Here is a 23,443-nt window from a genome sequence, read left to right on the forward strand (position 1 = left end):
GCAAAAAAGTAATCAAGAGACCTCCTTGTAAATCGACATTGTTCCATGTGTATTCTTTTTGACTTCTAGGTCAATAATTATCCATCCTGACCCTATGGTCAACTATTTATTTACAAAAATGCAACAATGAGGCGTGTATTTAGATTGTATACAATCTAGTTTTATTTTTAGAGCTATGTTTTATATGGAGTTTTGCTAGAGGTGTTCAGTTTTATGCTGTGAATGAATTGTTGGCTATGTATACAAAATAAAGACAAGGTTTTTGGCGTTTGTGGAATTATGTAAACGAGAGAAAATTTGTCGTTTAGGTCTGAATGGGGGGGGAGTTAGAGGTGAAAATGAACCGATCTTTGTGTTTAGTATTTTGGAGAGGGCACAAAAAAGAGAAGTAAACACAGAGGCTTACTTCTCTCCCGTCTTGTTAATAAAAAGTTGTTAACAAAAAGCTGCTAAAAGAAGGTTGGTAACAAACAATTGCTAGCGGCTCGCTAGAAATTGTTTGTTACGATTTGCTTTTAAGTAGGTCAGAGAACACAACATGTAGATCGCTAGACGCTGTGCTGCTGTCTAGATTGAGCTTAGAGCGAATGTGATTAAGGTGCTCTTGCATGAGTTCAACGGCTTGTTCTTCATCACCAGACTCAATCGCATCAAGTAACCCTTCGTGTTCATCTAAAGAACAGTTCGAGTGATTACCTGTTTCGTATTGAGCGATAAGCAGAGAGGTTTGTGACACTAAGCTGCGTTGGAACGCGAGCAGGGGAGCATTTTCTGCCATTTCAGCCAGTTTGATATGGAACTCACCAGACAGTCGTAAACCAGAGCCGTAGTCACCTTGTTCAAAGGCGCAGTTCTCTTTTGCGACCAGCTTTCTGCACTCTTCAATTTGCGCTTTAGTTGCATTTTTAACGGCAAGCTCTGTGATAGCAATTTCCATCACTTCACGTGCTTTGAAGATTTGCTTGGCTTCATCTACCGTTGGCGCAGCAATCATGGCACCTCGGTTAGGACGGATAACCACAACTTGCTCCAAAGAGAGACGCAGCAAGGCACGGCGAATGATTGTGCGGCTAACTCCGAAGATTTCTGCTAGTGCTTCTTCGCTTAATTTTGTGGCTGGCGGCAGCCTTTGTTCTAATATTGCGTCGAAGATATGGCAGTAAACAACATCGTCTTGAGTCTGGCCTGTTACTTTTGTTTTTACACCTTTGGAGACAGAGTTTTTGAGAGCTGTCATAGAGATAAGGGCCCTTGTTTAGTCGAGTCGAGTTGGTCGAGAATAATTCATGAGTATTAATCTATATTGTATACATTTATCCATACAATGCCACCGGATGAAAGTGCGAGGTACGCTTATTTGTTAATGACTTATAACATTTAGTTTGCAGGGAACTGTGCCAAATATTCCGTTTTAAGCCACTCTCTCGATTGTTAAACGCGGTTATCACCACAGCTGTAAGCAACGATCTGGCTGATTTCGCTCAGGCTACGACCTGATTGCTGCTGCCACTCGTTAAAAGCTTTACTTGCCGCAACTTGGGCTCGTTTGGTGTTACGTCCGCTGTCGATCACATCCGTACTTCGCAGGTGCGCTTCAACGTCAGAAGACAGAATGAAAGTGTCTTTACCCATTTGGCGCAGGGTGTAGGCGCCTGTATTTCCGCCCAATCTCTTGCCATGTTTTTTCAGGTAATCCCACAATTCTGTAATTCGTTCTGAAGGCCAGTCGGCAACCATTTGTGAGAATGAATCCGCTTCACGCTTGGCATTGCGGATCATCATGGCATTAGCAGGGATCGTCATGACTTTAGTGAGGTGACGAATAATACGCGGGTCTTGCGCTTTCTGTTCCCACATTTCATTTGGCAGCATCAGCATTTTTTCGATGTCGAATCCAAAGAACACTTCTTCAAATTGTGGCCATTTCTTTCTCACCACATTCCAAGAAATACCACACTGGAACACCTTTTCAGTAAAAGCTGCTAGCCAGCGGTCGTCGGTGATTTGTGATAGCTGGGCTTGTGATAGAGGTGCTCGAACAATCTTTTCGAGTTCGGCTGCTCCACCTTTACGATGGGCCGCACGTTGATAAATGGTGTCGAATTTTTCTTGGGTCATTGAAGGTTCCAAATTAATGCGATTTTCTATGATATGGGGTCGAATCTGGCAATTAAAACGATTCTGTTAACTAAAGTAAGTCTGTTAATTAAAGCGGACAAGCCGATTAAAACACGCTAGCTGAGCTTTAATTCCATTTGGTACAGAGGCCAGGTGTTTCCATTGAATTCTTTGCATTTTGGTTCTTTGTCGACCACTTGAAAGCCCGCTTTGTCGTAGCAACGTTTTGCTCCGATATTTTGCTGAAAGACCGCTAAGCTAATGGTGGTGATATCAGGGATTTGCTTTGCGGCTTTCAATGCACTTTCTATCATGGACTGTCCAAATCCTTTACCACGCTGATGTGGATGAATGGCGACTCGGCAGAAGCGAAGTTCACTGTCTGACATACGTTGGAATTCCATAAATCCGATCAGTCCAGTGTGATTGCCGTTCGAACTTGGTTCAGTGAGAGCACGAGACTCAGAGAAGGTATAAAGCTCAACTTGAGGCTCTTGAGAGCGTTTGATAATCGATTCTGCTTCTAACGGCCAACCAAAGGTTCGCCCTCCCCAAAGTACGTAGTCTTCGAGCGATGTGAACCAAGTGACGATCTCGTCGGCGTCGGATGCCTTAAAGCGGTTTATTTCCATATCCTTCTCTCCTTGTCGTGTGCCTCTTTTTCTCAGCCATTAAACTTCTGCGCCCAACTGTTCAAGAAAGCCGCGCATGTAGGCAGTGCGCTTGTTAGCTTCTAACTTGGCGGATTCGGTATTCATGGTTTCAGCGAGTTTAAACAACTTCACGTAGAAGTGATCGACGCTGTAATGCTTGTCATCTAAGTCACGTTGATTCGCGAACGGGTCTTTGTGGTTGTAAAGTTCAGCGTTAAAGCTTTGACCTACGTACAGGCAGCGAGCAATACCAATTGCACCGAGAGAATCAAGGCGATCCGCATCTTGGACGATTTGCGCTTCTAAGGTCTCCGGTGTGATGTTGGCGCTATAGCTGTGCGTGACAATGGCATGATGGATCTCATCAAGATAGGATGCGGGGTAGTCGATAGACTTAAGGAAAGCGATCGCCTTGTCTGCTGCCATTTTCGAGCTTTGGGCTCTGTCTGGGTGGTTCTTAGGAAAGGTGAAACAATCATGAAGATAAGCCGCTGGTAAAACGACTTCAAGCTTTGCTTGTTCTTGAACGCACAAAGCCTTAGCAGTTTTGACGACACGTTTAATGTGGCTGATGTCATGTGCTGCATCTTGTGTCATTTCTTGCTGTGCAAAATCAAGCAGTTGCTCTTCAAACTTTTCCTTCACGCGTCTCTGTCTCCGTTACTTATGTTGCTTAATACCTAACATTCATTTCAAATCGACTTTAACAGTTTCAAGCGCGCGTTTTTATCTTTTATAAAAACTATACCAACAAAAAACCGACTCTGTGAGTCGGCTTGATAGAGAGGCTTGTCTACGTTGATAAAAGCATTATCAACGGTAGTAAGAGCTTAAGCTGCAGCTTGTTGAAGCTGTGCTAATACATGATGTAGAGAAGGGCTTATAGTGTGCCCAAGCGCCTTTACTTCATCACATGGTTCGACTAAATCAGGGATTTGGAAGCTGATCATGTTGGCAGCCATTGATGCGCGAATACCGTTGTTTGAATCTTCAAACGCCAAGCAAGTTTCAGGTGCAACGCCTAAGCGCTCAGCGGCCAGTAAGTAGATCTCTGGGTGAGGCTTACCATTAGTGACTTCGCAGCCTGTGCTTAATGAGGTGAAATAAGAATCTAAGCCAGCAAGTTCCAGCTTTTTCTTCGCGATATCAAGCTGTGTTGAGGTTGCCACTGCGATTGGAATGTCATTCGACTTTAGCCATTCAAGCAGCTCAATCACGCCATCTTTAACCGGAATCGCTTGGTTCTTAACAATCGCGCTATAGCGAGTGCGCCATTCATTATTTAGAGCCGGATAATCAAGATCTTCGCCATAACCATTTCTAAAGATCTGTTCGATAGTTTTTGCGTTACAGCCGATGATGCCTAAGTAAACGTCCTTTAAAAATGGGACACCTTGCGCGTGACATGCTTCTTCAAAAATCTGCATACACAGGCGCTCAGTATCAAGGAGTAGGCCATCCATATCAAAAATAGCTGCTTGGAATTTCATATCCGTGGTTCTTTATGTGTTGTGGTCGTGAGGGCGAGTATTTTGACATAGCCACTAGGTATAGGCGAGTCAAAGCTTTGTGAAAAAACGAGAAGGTTTACTGCAAACAGTACTCAGCATTTGGTATTTACGCGATGAAGGTGATATGCATCTTGTTGTTTTAATAGCCAAAAGATCTTATAGGCTAATTTTATAGATTTCGATGTTCTAACAGAAACAATGAACATCAGAATGCATAACAATCGACGGCTGTGCTCGAATGAAAAATTACATTCTTGATACTTATTGGCCTGTTATCGTGACCATAATCTTATAAAAAACAATCCATTAAAACGCTCAATGATTGTGTGATCTACCAATAAGTAACGCATTGAACATAAAGACAAAATAACCCTAGTCCACATTTTTAGCAGGGTTGCTTATGTTGTATTTTGAGTTTCTATTTTTGCTTATTGTCCTCTATATCGGTTCTCGTTATGGCGGTATTGGTTTAGGGGTTGTTTCGGGCATTGGTTTGGTGATTGAGGTCTTCATCTTCAAGATGCCACCAACGTCGCCACCGGTCACTGTAATGCTGATTATTCTCGCGGTCGTGACTTGTGCGTCGATCCTCGAAGCGGCTGGTGGCCTGAAGTACATGTTACAAGTAGCGGAAAGGGTACTGAGAAAGAACCCGAAACGCGTCACCATGATAGCTCCATTCGTTACCTATTCGATGACGTTCCTGTTGGGTACTGGCCACGCGGTTTATTCAATCATGCCTATCATTGGTGATGTGGCATTGAAGAACGGGATTCGTCCTGAGCGCCCGATGGCAGCAGCTTCTGTTGCATCTCAACTTGCGATCACAGCATCGCCGATCTCGGCAGCCGTGGTTTATTACTTAGCGCAGCTATCGGATATTCAACACTCTATCACTCTGCTTTCGATTCTATTGGTGACGGTGCCTGCAACGCTATTCGGTACTTTTCTACTTTCTCTGTACAGCCTAAAACGCGGTAAAGAATTGAATGACGACCCTGAGTACCAAGAGCGTTTGAAAGATCCTGAGTGGAAAAAACGCATTGAGAGCACGACAGCAACATCTTTAGATGAAGTGCTACCTAGTTCGGCTCGTAACGCAGTATTAATTTTCCTACTTTCTATTGTCGTGATCGTCATTGTGGCGATGGTGCCAGAAATCAGAACCATTGTGGACGGAGACAAGCCAATCAAGATGTCGGTCATCATCCAAATGATGATGCTCTGCTTCGGCGGTATCATTTTACTGGCGACCAAAACTGACCCACGTGATGTGCCAAATGGTGTGGTATTTAAGTCGGGTATGGTGGCGGCCATTGCTATCTTCGGTATCGCTTGGATGTCAGATACTTATTTCCAATACGCAATGCCTCAGTTCAAATCTGGCATCGTTGAAATGGTAACGAATTACCCTTGGACGTTCGCACTAGCACTATTCATCGTATCGGTTGTTGTGAACTCGCAAGCGGCAACGGCACGTATGATGTTGCCTGTTGGTCTTGGTCTAGGGTTAGACCCAGCGCTGCTTATCGGCTTGATGCCAGCGGTTTACGGCTACTTCTTCATCCCGAACTACCCATCAGATATCGCAACAGTGAACTTCGATGTCTCTGGCACTACCAAGATTGGTAAGTGGTACTTCAACCACTCATTCATGTCGGTGGGTTTAATCGGCGTGGTCGGCGCATGTTGTCTAGGCTACGCACTAGCACAGATTTTTATCGCTTAATGTAATTAGCTAAGTAAGAAACGAAAAACAGCGCCTGAATTGGCGCTGTTTTTGTTTGGAAGATTTGAAGCACTGACTTTCTGAGTTGATATTAACGAGCTTCAAAAGCCAAAGATTGAATCGCTTCTTCAATGGTTGGGAAGTGAATTTTCATTAGGCACACTTCGGCTTTCTGGAACTCATGATTGCGAATCAGTTTGGTCACGCTTTCAACCGAATATTGCTCAGGTCGTTTGGTGAGAGATAGTTCATTTGAGCTGGATTGAAGTGAATAGCTGTTACCTTCAGAATCAATGAGGTAATCATCTTCGCCCAAGATCATGTCTGAGCATTCTGTCTGAAAGTCACTCTCGGATGCGACGTAAATCAGTTCATCATCGCCGTCGAGTTTTACTAAAGATGGCCAACGGATCATTACAGCCTCTGAATCATATATGTTGAAGTTTATCGACTATAAACAGTTTTGAGCCTTGGATCATCTATTGCTCTAGCTGCCCAAAACGTTACTTACTTAAAGAGCTACTTGCTCAAAGAGCGGCCTAGCGGTGCAAAATAGCCTTGTATCGCGTTGTAGATTTCCTTTCTATGCGCAAGGTCTGGATAGAGAGGGAACATATCAGGCTTTGTTGTGCCATCGACTAGGTACGAGTTTTCGATATCTGAGCAGGATTCAATGGCGGACTCGAAAGCACGCGCCATCATCTCTGTTGGTAACGAGAAGTAACGGGCAGACGTCGCTTTGTCGGCTATGACACTTCGGGCAACGTAATCGTGTTTATCCAGGTTATTTTCGCTGAGTAGCGTGGCATCGAACAGCGACATCAGACTCTCGTTTAATGGATGAGGTCGCACCTTTCTATCGTGTAACCAACAATCGCTAGCAAACAAGATGTGTTTACGAGGCCCTGAAGTATCGCCAATCTCAAATGCCTTTTCAGCGATGTAGTGATCAAATGCATGCCAAAACTCGTGAGCGAGCGCACCTGCACCTGCGTTTTTAGCTAGAGCTAATTCACGCTGGTTGGGCGCGTAATGTGCTTGCACGCCTTTTCTTCCGCCACTGCCAAATGCCAGCCCAAGTGTGCCACGCAAGCCTATCGCTTCAGGTGGCAGAGCCAAAATATAAGCCAGGTCTGCGAATGAATCGAATATCAAGTTCGCAGCTAAGTCCTTCTCTTCTTTGGTTACCCAAGCGCCCACACGAATGCTGCCCATACCGAAGGTCTGTTTAATGTCCATGAAAGACACCTGATCGCCGTGTCGGTAGTCTGGGCCTTTGCGGGTTTTGTACTTAAAGTGGGTTAACTTCAAAGGAGTCCTTAGAAATGAGTGTATAACGTAAATGCTATCAGGTACGGCTTAGTGCCTTACAAACCTAAGCCGAGGAAGTTACCACTTTTCGGAGCCAATTTCTGAACAAAATGACTTTGGTTAGGTTGAAGGGCCTACCATGAGCTGGGATCGCCTTCGCGTGTGAGCGGAAACAATGGTTCATCGGGTTTGGCGTAACTTAGTCGGCGTAGCCTCTGGGTGACGTGATAGCTGTCTAGCCCTGATATGGTGACTGTGTCTAAAGCCTCCAAATCCAAGTATCCATCAGGCATAAAGGCATTTTTGGGGGCGTGAAGAGTGACGACTTCGCCAATCAACATTTGGGTGTGATTGCTCTCTATCTGAATATGTTCTTTCAGCTCCAACCCAATTTTCAAAGCACTTTCTAATACAAACGGTGCTGAGAAGTCATCGTCATAATAAGGTGTCAGGCCGACCGACTCGAACTCGGATACTTCTTTAGGATATCGCGCCGAGGTTTGGTGAGCTTTCTTGAAAAAGTCAGCGCTAATGCTGTTGATCGTGAACTGCTTGGTTTCGAGAATGTTGTCCAAGGTGTGGCGGCGTCTTTTACACGGACGAACAATAAACCCGAATAGCGGGGGGTGCGATCCTAAATGTACCACCGAGCTTATCACTGCCAAGTTTGCAACCCCTTGGCTGTCACAGCTACCAATCAAATTAGCACTTTTGAAACCTGACAATGAATTGACTAGTCGAGTGCGCTCTCGCTGCTCCATGGCTTGAAGATCGTTCTTAGACAGGGTGATGTCCTTCATACCTTTCTCTTCCTACTTGATTAAATGAACCTGCATTTTTATGAGCCTATATGTACGAACATGGGCTTTTTATCGATCAAAGAAATCACGAACCCAGAGAGTCCACTTGGTGCGATCGGTTGCTTGGTTCAGTGGCATCGGGACCTGTGAATCTGCTAGCACATGCCAGTTACTCGTCTTTGCATAGATTTACGCATGTTGACGTCGTTTTACATCACGCAAGCTAAAGTAATGCTGTTGAATTTAAAAGTGTTAAGAAATGAAAACAGTCCGCAATATCATTTGGGCAATGATTGCCACAATGTCAGCCTTTTGGTTTGCGATGGAACCGCAATTATTCGCTTCAAGCGATGTCTTTGAATGGCGCTCAGCCATGATTCAGTACTCAGGTATTTTGTCTCTGATGTTAATGTCCATCACCATGATTTTGGCGATGCGTTTACCCATGGTTGAGAATTGGCTCAAGGGTATGGACAAGGCGTATCGAGTACATAAATGGCTAGGAATCGGTGGTGTAGCCTTGGGTGTGACACACTGGCTGTGGTACCAAATACCTAAGTCGTTAGTGATGTCTGGTGTGCTAGATAAGCCTGTTCGACATGATGGTTCAGGGCCACAAGTGGTGTTGACTGGTTGGGAGCTGTGGGTCAACGAACTGCGTGGAGTTGCTCAGGGTATTGGCGAGTGGGGCTTCTACTTGTTGCTAGTACTACTTGTGGCTTCGCTTTGGGCGGCAGTCAAATACAAACCATTTAAACTGTCTCACCGTTTGATGTCAGTCGCGTATCTGTTTATCGCTTTTCACTCCGTGATATTGCTTAAACGCGCTTATTGGGGAGCGCCGATTTATTACTTAACGGTGGCATTTGCTTTGGTAGGATCTATCGCAGCGATATACAGCTTGTTGGGTTTGGTCGGGCGTCGTAATCGCCACTCAGCGACTATCGCTTCGACTCGCTATTTTCCTCAGGCTCAAGTCATGGAATTGGTGTTAAAACCTGATGCATCTTGGCAGGGGCACAAAGCAGGGCAGTTTGCGTATTTACGTTTCGGTAATGAAGATCCGCACCCGTTTACCATTGTGTCGGGCAGTGAAGATTCAGAGCTACGTTTCTTGATCAAAGAGTTGGGTGACTTTACAAATGGCCTTTATGAGCGAGTGAAAGCGGGTGATAGCGTAAGAGTCGAAGGACCTTATGGTCGTCTTGAGTTTGATTTGAGCAAGCCACAAATCTGGGTTGCTGGTGGTGTCGGGATTGCTTCGTTCTTTGCCACGCTTGAAGCACTCAAGAGTCAACAAGATCACCCTCGAATCGAGTTGTTTTACTGTTCTCGTGGTATCGACGAGCATTTGGTTGAGGAGCTACTAGGCTTAGCTCATGAGGTGGGAGTAAAGCTGAACGTCATTGATACTTTGCATTCTCCAAGGTTAAACGCCGGACTCATCGCAAATCAATGTGGTGATCTGAATGAATATGAGCTCTATTTCTGCGGGCCTGAGCTATTCTCAACAGCATTGAAGAAAGAGTTAGACGCTTATCAATTTGATATCGAAAAACACTATCACGAAGAGTTGTTTGTGATGCGTTAACAGTCGCTTGCTCCCTATTGGCCCTGTTAATTAATCATGACCAGAGAGGAGGTTCTATATGGCTTCGCGTTTTCAGCCAACTAAAAAGGTGCACTCATTAAATTTGCTGTTGCAGCTGTTCACTATTGAGCGATACCATATAGGGCTATTTCTTTGGAAAAGATTTGATTATGTCAGATGAAAAACTCGCACTAGAGTGGATGCGCCAACAAGCACATAAAGTAGACCCATACGTTATCAATCCATCGTTTGATGAGTGCGTTGAGCTGCTTGATCCTGCTTTCAAGAAGGGCAAGAGTGTTGCGCAGTTAAAGTATCTGTTATCAGAGGCAGATCGTAGGGCTGGCGCGGCGGAACGTAAGCATGCGGCTTTAAAATACGCCAAAGAGAAAAGCCCAAATGCTGGTCAAATCTTGCGACTGCAAAGCAAGCTGCAACAAGTTCAGTTGGCTCTCAAGCTTGCCACTGGCGACAACAACATGACCATATCCCAGTTCTGTGCAGAGTATGAAGTCTCTAAGCGTGATGGTAATACAGCATGGAATGAGAAGCTGGTAGAGCAGAACAAAAGAAGATAGTAAAACAAAAAAGATAGAAAAATGAGCCCTCTGAACGGGCTCATTTTCATTGTGTTTTAGACAACCCGCTAAGGTTGAATGTTGTTAAAGCTGACCTTCTGCATTCCACCCTCAAGCTCCTCCAGCTTAACCATATCTCCTTGATAGTAATACGGCTCCATTGGCATCTCGCTGTCGGTTGGCCTTGCATAGTGAAGTTCTGCTGGTTTGCCTCCCACTTGTCGCGCGTATAAGTAGCCAATCAAAGCGTGCTCAAACTGATGGTAGCCGTTGCCCCAGTGAAATGCCTTAGTACGCTTAGGTTCTAGCCCAACGCCACCGTATTTATGGTCGACCCACACATCATGAAAAGTCGGCAACGTGTATTGTAGGGTTTCTTTCATCGAACCATCGACAAGCGATACCGTCATTGCCGCTTGGTCGAGCTCAGCCCATTCCCATGAGGAAGCCCAATTTGTGTTTGGCCTGCTTTGCCAGCCAGTAATCTCTCGTCCTTGCCATGCCTTCTGAAGCTTGCCGTCAAAGTATTGGGATACATCGGTGAAGTCTTTCTGGTATTGCGCTTGGGCTAAAGTGTGCTTCATCCCTTGCATACCGAATTCTTTCCATTCCGAGTTATCCAGAGTTTGTCCAGTCAGGTAAGTCATCCAATACGCTTTTATGGTATGCCCAAAATCATTGTGATTGGCGTTCGGCATCATGGCTGCTTTGCTATGAATCGCACCGTAGAAGCGCTGTTCATCTTCCGAGTGGTAGTGCTCGATCATGGTTTGTGTCAGCCAATTCAGGTCATCAAGCCATTTTGTCTTGGTAGGCTCTTTCAGCAGGGGAGCAACTAACAGCATGTAACCGTTAATCTGGTCAAGCTGTGCAACCAATTCCCGCTGAGTGGCTTTGCCATCTTCGCCGTCGGCAAGTACCCACGCTAGGCCGCTGTTGTCGTTAAGTCGATATTTATCAAAGATAAAAGCTTGTTGGGCAATGAGCGCTTCCTCTACCTGTTTGTCTTGGGTTAGGTAGTAGTACATTGCTAATCCAACCAGTGCATACGCTTGATCTTGAGCCGTTCGTTGTTGCCACTCAAGCCCTGCTTTCCCGTCTTTGGTGAAGCTGATGAAACCACCATTTTGCTGATCTTCTAAATGTTCAATGAGGTAGTAAGCCCCTTGCTTAGCGAGCGCTAATGCTTGTTTGTTTCCGGTTAGGTGGTAGAGCACGCCATATGCATAGGTTTGGCGTGACTTCATCCGAGTGAACTCTTTGCCAAAGTGAGGTGTGATCCAGCCTCTGTTCAATTCAGGACAAACATTAGTCACATCAAGCAATGTTCCATCATCACAACGAAAAGTCGGGAAGTTGCCTATCGGTTCTCCCTGAGCGCTCGGCATCATCCAATAAGGCGCAAGCCCTTCAGAAGCATGATTGATCCAGTCTTGTCCAGAGGGAAGGGCGACATTGGCAGATACAGCTAAGCTCGTGATACTGAGTAATGCGATAGAGGCTCGTAACATGATGTTTATCTTAATAATTTGATTTTGTTTGAATATAAACAATCAGGTCTGCACATTGTGATTCGGCGATCACAATCGACCAAACTATTGCGATATGGGTAAAGGTTCAGGTGATTGGAGGTTAAGTGAATCGGGTCGAGAGCGAGCTAAAGACTTCATCATTAAATGATAAATCTAACATTATTTCATTTGCTGGTGATAGTGTTAAGAGGTAATAAATTATCGAAAATCGATAATTTATTGTTGATCATCATTTGCTTTGATCTTAGTATCCTCCTGTCAACTTAACAGGAACATTAACTATGTCTAACATCCAAAAACAAAGCCGACGTGTCCGCATGCTATTGCAGTCCTTTCTTGTACTTACTCCTATCATGGTGTGCTACTTCTGGTTAACCGTTGAGACTCCTTATGACTTTATAAGTTCGACTGGTATTTTTTACCTCACTTATGACATCGGGAGTTACACGATGTTGCCGCTTACTATGACAACAAGAATAGTTGCGGCGTTCACAAGCTTAGCGATGTCTAGCATTCTGATATACGCACTAGTCGTTCTGATACGTTTATTCCGCAACTATGAGCGAGGCGAGATCTTCTCACTAGAAAATGCAATGTCTTACCAGAAGCTCGGGTATAGCTTGTTCTATTGGGTATTCGGCTCGGTTATCTATGGTTCATTGATGTCAGTGATTTTGTCGTTCAATAATCCACCAGGTGAGCGTATCTTTGCGATTAGTTTTGTGGGGATGGACTTTTTGACACTTATATTAGGTATAATTATTTTGATCATCTCATGGGTGATGAAAGAAGGTTATATTCTGGCTGATGAGCACAGCCAAACGATTTAAAGGACTTGTCATGACTATCCGCATTAATTTAGACATTATGATGGCCAAGCGAAAAATGCGATTAAAGACATTGGCACAAGAGGTTGGGATTACTGAAGCCAACTTGTCGGTGTTAAAGAATGGCAAGGCCAAAGCGGTAAGGCTATCGACACTAGACAAGTTGTGTGAAGTGTTAGACTGCCAACCGGGTGATATATTGGAATTTGAAGCGAACATTCATGAAGAGAGCGCAACTGCTGAATAGCGAGTTCGTAAATCGTCTTCCCTTATGAAAACAATGAGTCTCGAAATTATTCGAGACTCATTCGCTCCACGTTAAACAGGCTCTCCAGCCTCGTCTTCTTCAACGATATCTTTTTCTAAACTCGCCTCCGCCAACCATTTCTTTATCGACGGACTATTCAACACACGTTGTTGATACTGTTGGGCTTTATCCGAAAGCTTGATGCCGTAAGTTTCGACTCGCAGTGCTACAGGTGCAAACATCGCATCGGCAATCGACCATTCTCCAAATAACCAGCCTTCTGGGTATCGCTCCATTTGCTCTGACCAAATCGCATCGATGCGGGCGATATCTTTCTGGGCACCCTCACTCAAAACCAGCTTTCTCTTGGCTCGGCAATTCATTGGTAATTCGTTTCTGATGTTGAAAAAACCAGAATGCATTTCTGCCGAGATAGCTCGGGCGAGGGCGCGCTCTGCAACGGATGTTGGCCAGGCTGCGCCGTTTAGGTAGGCATCATTAACGTATTCGAGAATGGCGAGTGAATCCCACACTGCAACGTCACCATCAACCAGAGTCGGCACTTTTGCGGTGGGTGTAACTTTCGCTAACGTGTCATAAAAATCTGGGGTGAACAGTTTAAGTTTGATGACGTCTGCATTGAGGTTGTAGTGATCGAATATTAGCCATGCGCGCAGTGACCAAGTGGAGTAGTTCTGATTAGCGATATAAAGCTGCATAAATGCTTCCTTGCGTTTAGTGGGAATGCATTTGAGCTTAAGGGATTGTATTACGGCGCACTAACGGATAATTTTGATGCAATACATTAATAAAAACGATGGGTGGTGATTTCAATATGGATATTGATGCGTTGCGAGGCTTTCTCGCGTTTGTGGAGACCAGCAGTTTTACACGTGCTGCGAAGCAGATTAATCGCACCCAATCGGCCTTTAGTGCTCAGATGCGCAAGTTAGAGGAAGAACTGAACGTTACCCTGTTTCAAAAGGAAGGACGTAACCTAGTTTTGACTGAGGCGGGTTTGGCATTGCGTTCTCATGCGGAGCAGCTTGTCGCACTCCACAATACGGCATTGAAACAAGTAAAACGTTATGAAGACAAACAGCCTCTGCGATTAGGGTGCCCTGAAGACTATAACGACAGCATCTTGCCGAAAGTGATTAAGCTGTTGCAAAACGCAGAACCTACATGTTCCATTCAAGTATTTAGCTTGCCGAGTATTACGCTTAGAGAGTGGCTTGATGATGGTAGGCTTGATGCTGCGATTGTCACTCGTGCTCCCGATAGCGAAGAGGGATATTGGTTAACCAATGATGTGGGCGTTTGGATAAGCAGTCCTGATTTTGTGTTTGATGATTCTAAACCTGTCCCACTCGCATTGTTCCAGACGGATTGTAAATACCATGCTGCGGCAGTGAATGGTTTAACCAAACAAGACACGCCATATCAGCTTTTGGCATGTAGTAATACGGCTTCAGCGCAGCGTGCAATCGTCAAAGCTGGGTTGGCAATTGGTGCGTTGGGCAAGCTCAGTGTCACACCTGATTTGAAGATTCTTGACGACATGCCACCGTTACCTGCGGTAGACATCGCACTGTTGCTCGCGAGTAAGCATCACCCGGTGTTGGACAAAGAGGTGCTCAATCAGTTGATTGAATTGAATGCCAATTAGATTTGTTGTTCGATGATAGACATTGCTGAGAGTGCTGAAAAAATAGAAAGGCCGAGAACATTGCGTTTCTCGGCCTTGTTTTTATGGAAGAGAGGGCGAATTAAGAGAGCTTAAATTTACTCAACTCTCCGTGTAAATGTCCGGCTTTTACTGTCAGCTCATTACTGATTTCTACCGACGATGTCATGGTGTCCATCACTTCCACGGCGGTGTCGTTAATGATGACGACATTACGGTTAATCTCTTCAGATACTGAACTTTGCTCTTCAGCTGCAGAAGCGATTTGATTGTTCATGTCGTTGATGACTTCAATGGCTTGGTTAATCTCAGACAGCGCTAAATGGGCGGCTTGAGTTTCGCCTTTGGTATCGTTCGCTTGCTTTTGGCTTTGCTCCATCAAGACCACGATAGATTGGGTCTCTTGCTCTAGGCGCGTTAGCATTGAGCGGATCTCTTCGGTCGAACCTTGAGTACGATTTGCTAGGTTACGTACTTCATCAGCCACCACGGCAAAGCCTCGTCCCGCTTCGCCTGCGCGGGCAGCTTCAATAGCAGCATTCAGAGCAAGCAAGTTAGTTTGTTCTGCAATACCGCCAATCTCGCTTAAAATGCCTTGAATAGCAGTGCTCGAATCGACCAAGTTTTGCGTTTGTTGCTGCGCATCATTCACCTGAACCGCTAAGCTATCAACCGCGCTTGCAGCATTGTCCATGCGTGTCATGCCGTTAAGGCTATTACTTTGTACTTGGCTCGCTGCGGCAGCGGCTTGCACGGCTGAGTTCGCCACTTCTTGCGCAGTTGCACTCATCTCATTGATTGCAGTGGCGAGTGAGTTCACTTCGTTTACTTGAGCGTTCAACTGGTCACGTGATACCTCTGCACGCGCTTGACCTTCAGTCGCGTTTTTATCGACTTGGTCTGCTGTCGCCATTACAGTAAGCAGCATCTCTTGTATGCGAGATAGGAAGGTATTGAACCAGTGAGCCAGTTGCGCAGTCTCATCTTTCCCTTTTACTTCGATGCGGTAGGTTAAATCGCCTTCGCCTTGTGCGGCATCTTTGAATCGCTCGACCAAGTTATTGAGAACTTTGCCCAGTGAGTTGGCGATCAATGCCATCGATATGATGCCTAGAAGAACGGCGACGATCCCCGCCCACACACCTTTTTCAAGCGCTTTCGAATTCTGTTCATCACTCCACTGGGTGTATTCGTCGACACTTTTTGCAAGGTGACTACTGGGAACCGACACCATGACTACCCACGGTGCGTCGCTAGTCTCGATAGCCGTTATGGCGTACTCATCTCCGCCAAACGTCACCAGCCCAGCTCCAGACTGTTTCGCGATAGACTGAACGCGCGACCACTCTTTTTCTAGCTCTGGTGAGACTTTCTTGCCAACCATGTTTCCAGCACTGCTGTTGGCTAGGGTAATGCCTTTCCACGAAGTGATGAGGATTCTACCTTGTCCGTCGAATAGGTGACGAGCAAGACCTTCACTCTGGCTTTGCAGTTCATGAAGTGACAAATCGAAGCCAAGTGAGCCGATGATCTTACCGTTCTGTTTGATCGGCTGGCTGATGGTTGTAATGAGTTCTTGCTTACCACGAACCGGATAGAAGTAAGGTTCCATTACGAACGTTTTACCGGTTTGGTAAGGCATTAAGTGCCAGTCGTCTTTGCGTTCGCCATTGCTGTTCAGTTCAGTATTGCTGAAGCTCTCCATTGCGACTGCATCAAAGCTGTTTTGGTCATTGGGAGAGAAGAAAGGGGCAAGGTAGCCCTGACTGTTGAAACCTAATTCGCTGTCCAAGCTGATCTCGCCATTGAGATCGGTTTGTTGTGGCCAAGTCTTGTTTTCCCAGACCATGTAGCCGGCAAATACGGCTTTGTTTTGTGCTTCTAGCGCGGCAGTAAACTGTTTAACGATAAGGTCTGCGCTAGCGTCCGTTTCTGAACTCAACTCAATGATTGAACGTGCTTGCTTTAAGTTGGCTAGCACCGGGTTAAGTTGGTTGGAAATGTTCAACCCTTGTTGAAGTGCCGTATTTTGTAAATCGGTTGTCGTAGCATCGGTTAACTGTAGTTTTACTTTCTCTGTGACTTGTTTGTTCACATCAGTAAAAGCGCTAGTGGTCATGCCCATTGCGATCAACAGGGTGAAAGCCATCGCCCCACCCGCACTCACCGCAATTCGCGTTCGTATACTGTTAAACATATGATCTCTCTAGCTAAATAGTGGTAGTTTGCAGAGATTTTAAACAAGATAAGTGAACGGAAAATGCAAAAAAATGAACACAAAAAGAATAGGGAGATCAAAAATATAAACAAGATTGCATAGTGTGCAGTTTTGGCTTTGATCGCAACGCTTAGAGGAAGATGAAAATCATCATTTAGCGATCGCTAACTTTCTGTATTTATTAGTTTTAATGATAGTTAGGAGAGTTTGGTGTTTTAGGAAGACCGCTATTTTTCCCATCTAGTTTGTGACCGCGAGTCTATTACTCATTATATGACGGCGGTCACAATTAATTTTATTTAAGCCAATGAATTACCACTCTTTTTATAAGTAATTTGAAGAGGGAATGCGTTGTATTAGCTTGCCCGTGTTGTTTTGCTTTGTTTCTTCGGTGGCCTAACGTGGCGTGACAAAATACGACTTCGTTCTTGTTTTACTTCCGTCAGCTTTCTCCATGACCATAAACGCACTCTCGCTTCTTTGGCGCTAACTTCGAGATCGACGATTGGATTAAGGTAAGGGGAATCTGGTTCAAGCTCGTGCATCATGACTTCCATAGGCGTCATCTTCCAAGGTTCAAACAGAAGTGGAGTGGGTATATCCGAGAGCTCTGGAACCCATTTTCGGATGAAATGTCCATCAGAGTCGTGCTCTTGGGCTTGTTTTGTTGGGTTGTAAATTCGGATGGTGTTGATGCCTGTTACCCCGGCTTGCATTTGAAACTGTGGGTAATGAATGCCGGGTTCAAAATCGAGGAACAGTTGCGCCAAGTGAGTGACACCATCACGCCAGTCCATGTTCATATGGTGAGTGAGAAAGCTCACCAGCATTGAGCGCATGCGGAAATTAATGTACCCCGTATGATGCAGGCAGCGCATACAGGCATCGACCAATGGCACGCCTGTCATCCCCATCTTCCATGCCTGAAGATGTGTTGGATCTTTTACCGTTTCCTTTTGTAAGAGTGCTTCGTAGGCGTGATTGATACAGCGATATTCCATCGCGCATTCCGATTCAAACTTTTGCATGAAATGACAGTGCCAGTGAAGCCTTGAAGAGAGCGCAATCAAGCTGCGACGAAACCCTGCGACTTGCCAGTGCCCCAATAGGTGTTGATAAACTTCACGCAGCGATATGTTGCCCCAAGCTAAGTATGGAGATAGACGCGTACAGGCATATCGCGAGGCTTCTGGGCTTGAGATGCTGCGGTAGTAATCCCGACCACGGCGATCAAAGAAGTCGTTTAATGTTGCCCATGCCAGTGCACTTCCGCCCGTTTGTATACCGTTAACTTTGGTTAACCATGTTTGTGGCGGTTCCATAGCGAGTTCAAGCTCTTCAGCATCAAGGGTATGCAGTGATTCTGCAGTGAAAAGACTTTCTTCGATGGGAGCGCGCATTACACTGTTCCAGTGCTTGTCCCAACCGATTCTGTCTTTCGATCCTCTCACGACAGCGCCTTGTGCGAACTCTTGCCATGGAATGTTGTGCTCTGTAAACCAAGCAGAGAGTTCTCTGTCACGCTCAAAAGTGCAATTTAATCCTATTTCTTGATGAGAGAAGACGTTGTTGATTCGGTAACGAGATTGAATCGCTTCGAAGCAGTCCACCGCACAGCCATGAAGTATTGAGACCTGATGTCCATACGCTTTCAGTGACTGGTTCATACATTGCAGCGACTGCCAAACAAACCGCCAATGTCGCTCAGAATAGTGGGCGTTGTTTAGCAGCATGGGTTCGAAAATGTAGATCAATATCGTGGGGTGTTGATCTGATAAAGCGTGTTGTAAAGGTGCGTGGTCGGTGAGTCTTAAATCGCGCTTTAGCCACACTACGTTAATTGTTTGCATCTGAGCCCTCTTTCGTTTTGGAGCATTACGAGTCAGAGGGCAAAATGTCTCACTGGAAGTGAATTTTATTTTCGATAATGAAAGGTCAAGCTATGAGCGCCTGTGTTCATTATCAGAGAATGCCTAAGTTTTTTAGTTTTCGATAAATGGTATTACGACTGATCCCAAGGATCCGCGATGTCTTACTGATGTTCCCTTGGTTGGCTTGATAGGTTTGCAACAAGGTTTCTTCAACGGTGCTTCTTAAATCAGCATTTGGCTTATCTTCGATGATACGAGAAGCAGTAACCTGATGATGGCTATCTTGAGCTAAAGAGGTAAGGTGTTGAGCAAGATGGCCAGGTACATGTTCGAGAGCTAGTTGTGGTTCGTCACTTGCCAGTAAAGTGGCGACTTTGAGTAAGTTGTCTAATTCACGGATGTTGCCTGGCCAAGAATAGGCGCACAATAAACTCATTAGGTGCGGGCAAATAGACTGCTCAGCTTCGGCGTATTTACGATGAATATGCTCGATTAAAGCATGCTTATCTTGTCGCTGCTGCAAGCTTGGCAAGGTAAAGGCCAAGCCATTGAGTCTGTAATACAGGTCTTGCCTAAACTCACCGGTTGCGACTAACTGCTCGAGGTTTTTGTGAGTTGCAGCGATGATCTGGCAATCGACTTGATAGCTTTGATTGGAACCAACTGGCACCACGGATTTGTCTTGCAGAACATGCAGTAGTCGGCACTGAGCCTCTAACGGCATATCAGCTATTTCATCCAAGAATAAGATCCCTTTGTCTGCTTGACGGATCTTCCCTTGAAAACCTTGTTTGTTTGCGCCAGTAAAAGCCCCCGGCGCGTAACCAAACAGTTCAGATTCGATAAGATCTTTAGGCAGCGCACCACAATTTACCGCTACTAGGGGCGATGATTTACGCTGGCTTTGCTTGTGTAACGCCTTAACAAACTCACCCTTGCCGACACCTGTTTCACCAAGAATTAATAGGCTAATGCCTTTGTCGATAACCTTATTGGCCTGCTGCCAAGCGTGTTCTATCTGTTGTTCACCATGGTGTAAATCACACGATGCGGAAATAGAGCGTGTGCGCTTGGCTGTTGGGCGCTTTAGATGCTGTTTTTCAAACACAAAGGGTGCATCTATTGAAGTTCGGTTGAAGAGGGTATCGATACGCTCACCGACGATCGAGGTTTGATCCAACAGTTGAGAGGCTACCTGATTGTGCGCGACCACCTCTCCAGCTTCGTTGGCTATTACAATCCCTTGCCAACCGCTGTGCAGTAGCGATTTATCGCACGCGAGATCAATACGAGTCGTGCCTTGTGGGATATGGCTCAATAGCTGGTTCTCAATAAGCTGAACCATATTTTGAACAAGTAGCTGTACCGAACTGTCGTGTTGTTGCTGCTCACTGGTAATGTCCAATACGCCAACCATGTTTCCTTGGTGATCAAATACTGGGCTCGCTGAACAGCTGATAAACCGATGCTGGTGGATGAAGTGTTGCTCACCAATGATGGTCACGGGTTTGGCTTCCACAATCGCCGTTCCAATGGCGTTGGTCCCTTTGAGTTGTTCCTGCCAACACGCACCAGAGCTGAGTGCAATCGAAGTCAGTTTTTCCTTAAACCGCTCTTGTCCCCAACTAGCCAGAATCACCCCTTCAATGTCGGTCAAGATCAAACGACTGTCGGTACGTGCAAACATCTGGTTGAACAGAGGCAGTGCATTGCGCTCGACGATTTGAATCAAGCTCGATGACTGATGACGCCTTTGCTTAAGAATCGACTGTGGTAGGCGAATATCTTCGGGAAGACGTCTCTGTTTTAGCCCCGCTTCTGTGCTGCGGTGCCAAGAAGATGAAAGCCAATCTGAGGTGTTTGCTTGTGGAAGGTGCATGACTGTTCCATGTCGTAACAGTGAGAGTGTACCAAATTGGAACAGTTGAACATTGGATTGGTTTCCATACGGCTGCTCAATGCCAACTCACTTTGGGTTGTAAATGTTTGGTAATCATAGTTTTACAATTTATTAACAACAAGTTTTGAGGTTGTGGCGTGTGATTTGCGTTGTTCTTGTTGTGAAGAAAGCATGAAGTATCAGTGTTTTAAACAGAAAGCATAAACATGGCAGTCTTGTTATGAGTTCTTTTCTCAGGATGAGTCGCCAAAAAATAAGACAGCTCTCACTTAATAACGAACAACAAATCTAAGAAGGATCGAACTATGATTTACGCACAGCCGGGTAGTGACAACGCAGTGGTGAACTTTAAAGCTCAATACGATAACTTTATCGGGGGTGAGTGGGTGAAGCCTGTCAGCGGCGAGTATTTTGATAACACTTCCCCAGTGAATGGTCAGGTGTATTGCCAAGTGGCGCGCTCAACTGAAGCAGACATTAGCTTGGCGCTCGATGCGGCACATGCAGCTCGTGCAAGTTGGGCGGCGACCAGTGTTGCTGAACGTTCTAACATCCTACTTAAAATTGCCGACCGAATTGAAGCAAATCTAGAAGAGATCGCCGTTGCTGAGACATGGGAAAATGGCAAACCAGTTCGTGAAACTCTGGCAGCAGATATCCCGTTAGTTGTCGATCACTTCCGTTACTTTGCGGGTTGTATTCGAGCGCAAGAGGGCAGTGCAGCCGAGCTCGATTCAAACACTGCAAGCTACCATTTCCCAGAACCAATTGGCGTTGTCGGTCAGATCATTCCTTGGAACTTCCCGATTCTAATGGCAGCTTGGAAACTGGCACCTGCACTGGCGGCTGGTTGTTGTGTGGTGATGAAGCCTGCCGAGCAAACACCAACGTCTATTTTGGTTATGATGGAGAAGATCGCCGACCTTCTGCCGGCTGGTGTAGTCAACATCGTTAATGGTTTCGGTAGTGAAGCGGGGCAAGCCCTAGCGACAAGTGACCGTATTGCTAAGTTAGCATTTACAGGCTCAACTGAGGTCGGTCACCATATTCTAAAATGTGCGGCTGAAAGCTTGATTCCATCAACGGTAGAGTTGGGTGGTAAGTCTCCAAACATCTACTTCCCGGATATTTTTGATCATGAAGACGAGTACCTAGATAAGTGTGTTGAAGGTATGCTGCTGGCGTTCTTTAACCAAGGTGAGGTGTGTACTTGTCCTTCTCGTGTGTTGATTCATGAATCGGTCTACGACAAGTTCATTGCGAAAGTGGTCGAGCGTGCTCAAACCATCAAACAAGGTAACCCACTAGATACCGATACCCAGGTTGGCGCACAAGCCTCTCAAGAGCAGTTCGATAAGATTCTTAGCTATTTAGAGATTGGTCGCCAAGAGGGTGCGAAAGTCCTGACTGGTGGCGAAATCGCGCAGCAGCCAGACGATCTTGGTAGCGGCTATTACATTCAACCGACCATGCTGGAAGGCAACAACAAGATGCGTGTCTTCCAAGAAGAGATCTTTGGCCCAGTTATCGCGGTCACTACCTTTAAAGATGAAGCTGAAGCGCTAGAGATTGCCAACGATACCGAATATGGTTTGGGTGCAGGTGTATGGACGCGTGATGCAAACCTTGCTTACCGCATGGGTCGAAACATTGAAGCGGGCCGTATTTGGGTGAACTGCTACCACGCTTACCCAGCACACGCTGCGTTTGGTGGTTACAAGAAATCAGGGATTGGCCGTGAGACACATAAGATGATGCTCGATCACTACCAAAACACTAAGAACCTGCTGATCAGCTACGATATTAATTCGCTTGGCTTTTTCTGATTAAGCAAAAATGTACTCAGGGGACTATTTGGACTCAATACAAAGCGCCGTATCAACGGCGCTTTTTTCCATTTTATTACCCCGTTCCTTAATGCTCTGACTCACTTTTTTGCAGTGTAATCGAGTCGAGTTCACCTAAATGTTTTACAAACAATTCGAGCAGTTTGGGCTGTCTAGGGTGGTATGCACTCAGTAGTACCATCTTCCGGTTGTATTTCTTGTTGGTTATTGGTGTGATGGTGATGTGTTCATCAAAGAGTTCCAAGCCAGGCCAGACTGGAACAATTGATACTCCAACCTCTTCCACCACCAGTTGAGCAATCGCCTCAAGGGAATCCAGGTCAAAAATGGTATTTTTAGTCATCCCCGTGTCGTTCATGAATCGTTCCGACATCTGCCCGCCCCAACAGGTAGGGTCATATCTAATATAAGCGTTGTTATCGAGTATACTTGCAATAGAGCCTTGAATCGTTTTGTTATGAATTAACGCAAGAGGCTCATTTCTCAGTTCTCTACATTGCAATGTTTTTGGAATGACAGAGGGAGGGGCAACGATAATCGCTGCATCAAGGTCGCCATTGATAAGGCTCCGATTTAAATCGATAGAATTCCCAGGAATGATATGAAATTTTGCCTGTGGCGCAACTTCCCGAATGGACTTGAGAGTCGATGGGATAAACGCGGTTAATGACGTTGAGTTAGCCCCTACTCTTAACGTGCCATCTAATCCCGACCCTTGTGCAACTTCAATAAGATCACGAGTCTCCCTGATAATCGATTTTGCTTTGGGGACAACCGCCAAACAGGCATATGTGGCCTGAACAGTGCTTCCAGCTCGTCTAAACAGCTTACAATTAAACTCGCCCTCTAATGCTTGAATCCTTTGACTGATGGCTGCCGGTGTTATGCCTTGGGCACGGGCTGCAGCGGCTATTGACCCTTCCTCTACGACTGCGACAAGGCTTTCAAGAAATCGAGTGTCCATAGGTTTCCTTACGAATGAATATATAAAAACTTAGTTTTTCTATTTTTATGTGGTGAGTA

The 23,443-nt window shown here is 45.6% G+C and carries 21 protein-coding genes; 7 read left to right on the forward strand and 14 right to left on the reverse strand.

From position 1 onward, the window contains the following. Window positions 1-502: 502 nt before the first annotated feature. The 5 genes from L0991_20430 to L0991_20450 all read right to left on the reverse strand — a co-directional run bounded on the left by L0991_20430 (window position 503) and on the right by L0991_20450 (window position 4,261). Window positions 503-1,237, reverse strand: coding sequence for a GntR family transcriptional regulator (locus tag L0991_20430; protein ID XGB64395.1), 735 nt, complete (start codon window positions 1,235-1,237; stop codon window positions 503-505). Between the two features lie 194 nt (window positions 1,238-1,431). After that, window positions 1,432-2,118, reverse strand: a complete 687-nt coding sequence (locus L0991_20435) for a DNA-3-methyladenine glycosylase I (GenBank protein XGB64396.1) — start codon at window positions 2,116-2,118, stop codon at window positions 1,432-1,434. Between the two features lie 116 nt (window positions 2,119-2,234). Further along, on the reverse strand, window positions 2,235-2,750 hold the full coding sequence (locus tag L0991_20440; GenBank protein XGB64397.1) for a GNAT family N-acetyltransferase: 516 nt from the start codon (window positions 2,748-2,750) through the stop codon (window positions 2,235-2,237). Window positions 2,751-2,789: 39 nt separating this feature from the next. Continuing rightward, a complete protein-coding gene (locus L0991_20445; GenBank protein ID XGB64398.1) occupies window positions 2,790-3,416 on the reverse strand; it encodes an HD domain-containing protein in 627 nt (208 codons plus the stop codon). Between the two features lie 185 nt (window positions 3,417-3,601). Next, window positions 3,602-4,261 carry an HAD family phosphatase gene (locus L0991_20450; GenBank protein ID XGB64399.1) on the reverse strand — a complete coding sequence of 220 codons (660 nt, stop codon included), beginning with the start codon at window positions 4,259-4,261 and terminating at the stop codon, window positions 3,602-3,604. A gap of 421 nt (window positions 4,262-4,682) precedes the next feature. Between L0991_20450 and L0991_20455 the strand changes: the two genes are divergently transcribed. Further along, complete coding sequence (locus L0991_20455; protein ID XGB64400.1) at window positions 4,683-6,011, forward strand: anaerobic C4-dicarboxylate transporter; 1,329 nt, start codon at window positions 4,683-4,685, stop codon at window positions 6,009-6,011. Window positions 6,012-6,102: 91 nt separating this feature from the next. Here the strand turns inward: L0991_20455 and L0991_20460 are convergent, their stop codons facing one another. From L0991_20460 to L0991_20470, 3 genes are all read right to left on the reverse strand, one after another. Further along, entirely contained in the window at window positions 6,103-6,426 is a 324-nt protein-coding gene (locus tag L0991_20460) for a DUF4144 domain-containing protein (protein ID XGB64401.1), read from the reverse strand. Between the two features lie 104 nt (window positions 6,427-6,530). After that, a complete protein-coding gene (locus L0991_20465; protein XGB64402.1) occupies window positions 6,531-7,322 on the reverse strand; it encodes a hypothetical protein in 792 nt (263 codons plus the stop codon). 134 nt (window positions 7,323-7,456) lie between these two features. After that, window positions 7,457-8,122, reverse strand: coding sequence for a flavin reductase family protein (locus L0991_20470; GenBank protein XGB64403.1), 666 nt, complete (start codon window positions 8,120-8,122; stop codon window positions 7,457-7,459). A 259-nt stretch (window positions 8,123-8,381) separates the two neighbouring features. Between L0991_20470 and L0991_20475 the strand changes: the two genes are divergently transcribed. Together L0991_20475 and L0991_20480 are read left to right on the forward strand one after the other, a co-directional pair. Then, window positions 8,382-9,713, forward strand: a complete 1,332-nt coding sequence (locus L0991_20475) for a ferric reductase-like transmembrane domain-containing protein (protein XGB64404.1) — start codon at window positions 8,382-8,384, stop codon at window positions 9,711-9,713. A gap of 170 nt (window positions 9,714-9,883) precedes the next feature. Further along, window positions 9,884-10,291, forward strand: a complete 408-nt coding sequence (locus L0991_20480) for a hypothetical protein (protein ID XGB64405.1) — start codon at window positions 9,884-9,886, stop codon at window positions 10,289-10,291. Window positions 10,292-10,359: 68 nt separating this feature from the next. Here the strand turns inward: L0991_20480 and L0991_20485 are convergent, their stop codons facing one another. After that, window positions 10,360-11,802, reverse strand: coding sequence for an N-acylglucosamine 2-epimerase (locus L0991_20485; GenBank protein XGB64406.1), 1,443 nt, complete (start codon window positions 11,800-11,802; stop codon window positions 10,360-10,362). Between the two features lie 302 nt (window positions 11,803-12,104). On the opposite strand from L0991_20485, the gene L0991_20490 reads away from it, so the two are divergent. Continuing rightward, a complete protein-coding gene (locus L0991_20490) occupies window positions 12,105-12,653 on the forward strand; it encodes a DUF2975 domain-containing protein (protein XGB64407.1) in 549 nt (182 codons plus the stop codon). 10 nt (window positions 12,654-12,663) lie between these two features. After that, window positions 12,664-12,897 (forward strand): helix-turn-helix transcriptional regulator, encoded by a 234-nt coding sequence (locus L0991_20495; GenBank protein ID XGB64408.1) that lies wholly within the window; start codon window positions 12,664-12,666, stop codon window positions 12,895-12,897. A gap of 71 nt (window positions 12,898-12,968) precedes the next feature. Here L0991_20495 and L0991_20500 read toward each other — a convergent pair whose 3' ends face one another. Further along, a complete protein-coding gene (locus tag L0991_20500) occupies window positions 12,969-13,616 on the reverse strand; it encodes a glutathione S-transferase family protein (GenBank protein XGB64409.1) in 648 nt (215 codons plus the stop codon). Window positions 13,617-13,714: 98 nt separating this feature from the next. Between L0991_20500 and L0991_20505 the strand changes: the two genes are divergently transcribed. Beyond that, a complete protein-coding gene (locus L0991_20505; protein XGB64410.1) occupies window positions 13,715-14,566 on the forward strand; it encodes a LysR family transcriptional regulator in 852 nt (283 codons plus the stop codon). A gap of 100 nt (window positions 14,567-14,666) precedes the next feature. Here L0991_20505 and L0991_20510 read toward each other — a convergent pair whose 3' ends face one another. The 3 genes from L0991_20510 to L0991_20520 form a co-directional block, all read right to left on the reverse strand. After that, a complete protein-coding gene (locus tag L0991_20510; GenBank protein ID XGB64411.1) occupies window positions 14,667-16,781 on the reverse strand; it encodes a methyl-accepting chemotaxis protein in 2,115 nt (704 codons plus the stop codon). Between the two features lie 377 nt (window positions 16,782-17,158). Then, the gene (locus L0991_20515) at window positions 17,159-18,652 is read right to left on the reverse strand and encodes a DNA photolyase family protein (GenBank protein ID XGB64412.1); all 1,494 of its coding nucleotides are present in this window, start codon (window positions 18,650-18,652) and stop codon (window positions 17,159-17,161) included. Between the two features lie 112 nt (window positions 18,653-18,764). After that, the gene (locus L0991_20520; protein XGB64413.1) at window positions 18,765-20,552 is read right to left on the reverse strand and encodes a sigma-54-dependent Fis family transcriptional regulator; all 1,788 of its coding nucleotides are present in this window, start codon (window positions 20,550-20,552) and stop codon (window positions 18,765-18,767) included. A 326-nt stretch (window positions 20,553-20,878) separates the two neighbouring features. On the opposite strand from L0991_20520, the gene L0991_20525 reads away from it, so the two are divergent. Next, window positions 20,879-22,399, forward strand: coding sequence for an aldehyde dehydrogenase (locus L0991_20525; protein ID XGB64414.1), 1,521 nt, complete (start codon window positions 20,879-20,881; stop codon window positions 22,397-22,399). Between the two features lie 88 nt (window positions 22,400-22,487). Here the strand turns inward: L0991_20525 and L0991_20530 are convergent, their stop codons facing one another. Beyond that, window positions 22,488-23,384 carry a LysR family transcriptional regulator gene (locus L0991_20530; protein XGB64415.1) on the reverse strand — a complete coding sequence of 299 codons (897 nt, stop codon included), beginning with the start codon at window positions 23,382-23,384 and terminating at the stop codon, window positions 22,488-22,490. Window positions 23,385-23,443 lie beyond the last annotated feature (59 nt).

Origin of the sequence: Vibrio chagasii, from assembly GCA_041879415.1 — a bacterium.
Classification (GTDB): Bacteria; Pseudomonadota; Gammaproteobacteria; order Enterobacterales; family Vibrionaceae; genus Vibrio.

Coding starts and splice junctions, on each gene's coding strand:
- L0991_20430 (XGB64395.1), bottom strand. CDS start 1,237: ATGACAGCTCTCAAAAACTCTGTCTCCAAAGGTGTAAAAACAAAAGTA.
- L0991_20435 (XGB64396.1), bottom strand. CDS start 2,118: ATGACCCAAGAAAAATTCGACACCATTTATCAACGTGCGGCCCATCGT.
- L0991_20440 (XGB64397.1), bottom strand. CDS start 2,750: ATGGAAATAAACCGCTTTAAGGCATCCGACGCCGACGAGATCGTCACT.
- L0991_20450 (XGB64399.1), bottom strand. CDS start 4,261: ATGAAATTCCAAGCAGCTATTTTTGATATGGATGGCCTACTCCTTGAT.
- L0991_20455 (XGB64400.1), top strand. CDS start 4,683: ATGTTGTATTTTGAGTTTCTATTTTTGCTTATTGTCCTCTATATCGGT.
- L0991_20460 (XGB64401.1), bottom strand. CDS start 6,426: ATGATCCGTTGGCCATCTTTAGTAAAACTCGACGGCGATGATGAACTG.
- L0991_20470 (XGB64403.1), bottom strand. CDS start 8,122: ATGAAGGACATCACCCTGTCTAAGAACGATCTTCAAGCCATGGAGCAG.
- L0991_20475 (XGB64404.1), top strand. CDS start 8,382: ATGAAAACAGTCCGCAATATCATTTGGGCAATGATTGCCACAATGTCA.
- L0991_20480 (XGB64405.1), top strand. CDS start 9,884: ATGTCAGATGAAAAACTCGCACTAGAGTGGATGCGCCAACAAGCACAT.
- L0991_20485 (XGB64406.1), bottom strand. CDS start 11,802: ATGTTACGAGCCTCTATCGCATTACTCAGTATCACGAGCTTAGCTGTA.
- L0991_20490 (XGB64407.1), top strand. CDS start 12,105: ATGTCTAACATCCAAAAACAAAGCCGACGTGTCCGCATGCTATTGCAG.
- L0991_20495 (XGB64408.1), top strand. CDS start 12,664: ATGACTATCCGCATTAATTTAGACATTATGATGGCCAAGCGAAAAATG.
- L0991_20500 (XGB64409.1), bottom strand. CDS start 13,616: ATGCAGCTTTATATCGCTAATCAGAACTACTCCACTTGGTCACTGCGC.
- L0991_20505 (XGB64410.1), top strand. CDS start 13,715: ATGGGTGGTGATTTCAATATGGATATTGATGCGTTGCGAGGCTTTCTC.
- L0991_20510 (XGB64411.1), bottom strand. CDS start 16,781: ATGTTTAACAGTATACGAACGCGAATTGCGGTGAGTGCGGGTGGGGCG.
- L0991_20515 (XGB64412.1), bottom strand. CDS start 18,652: ATGCAAACAATTAACGTAGTGTGGCTAAAGCGCGATTTAAGACTCACC.
- L0991_20520 (XGB64413.1), bottom strand. CDS start 20,552: ATGCACCTTCCACAAGCAAACACCTCAGATTGGCTTTCATCTTCTTGG.
- L0991_20525 (XGB64414.1), top strand. CDS start 20,879: ATGATTTACGCACAGCCGGGTAGTGACAACGCAGTGGTGAACTTTAAA.
- L0991_20530 (XGB64415.1), bottom strand. CDS start 23,384: ATGGACACTCGATTTCTTGAAAGCCTTGTCGCAGTCGTAGAGGAAGGG.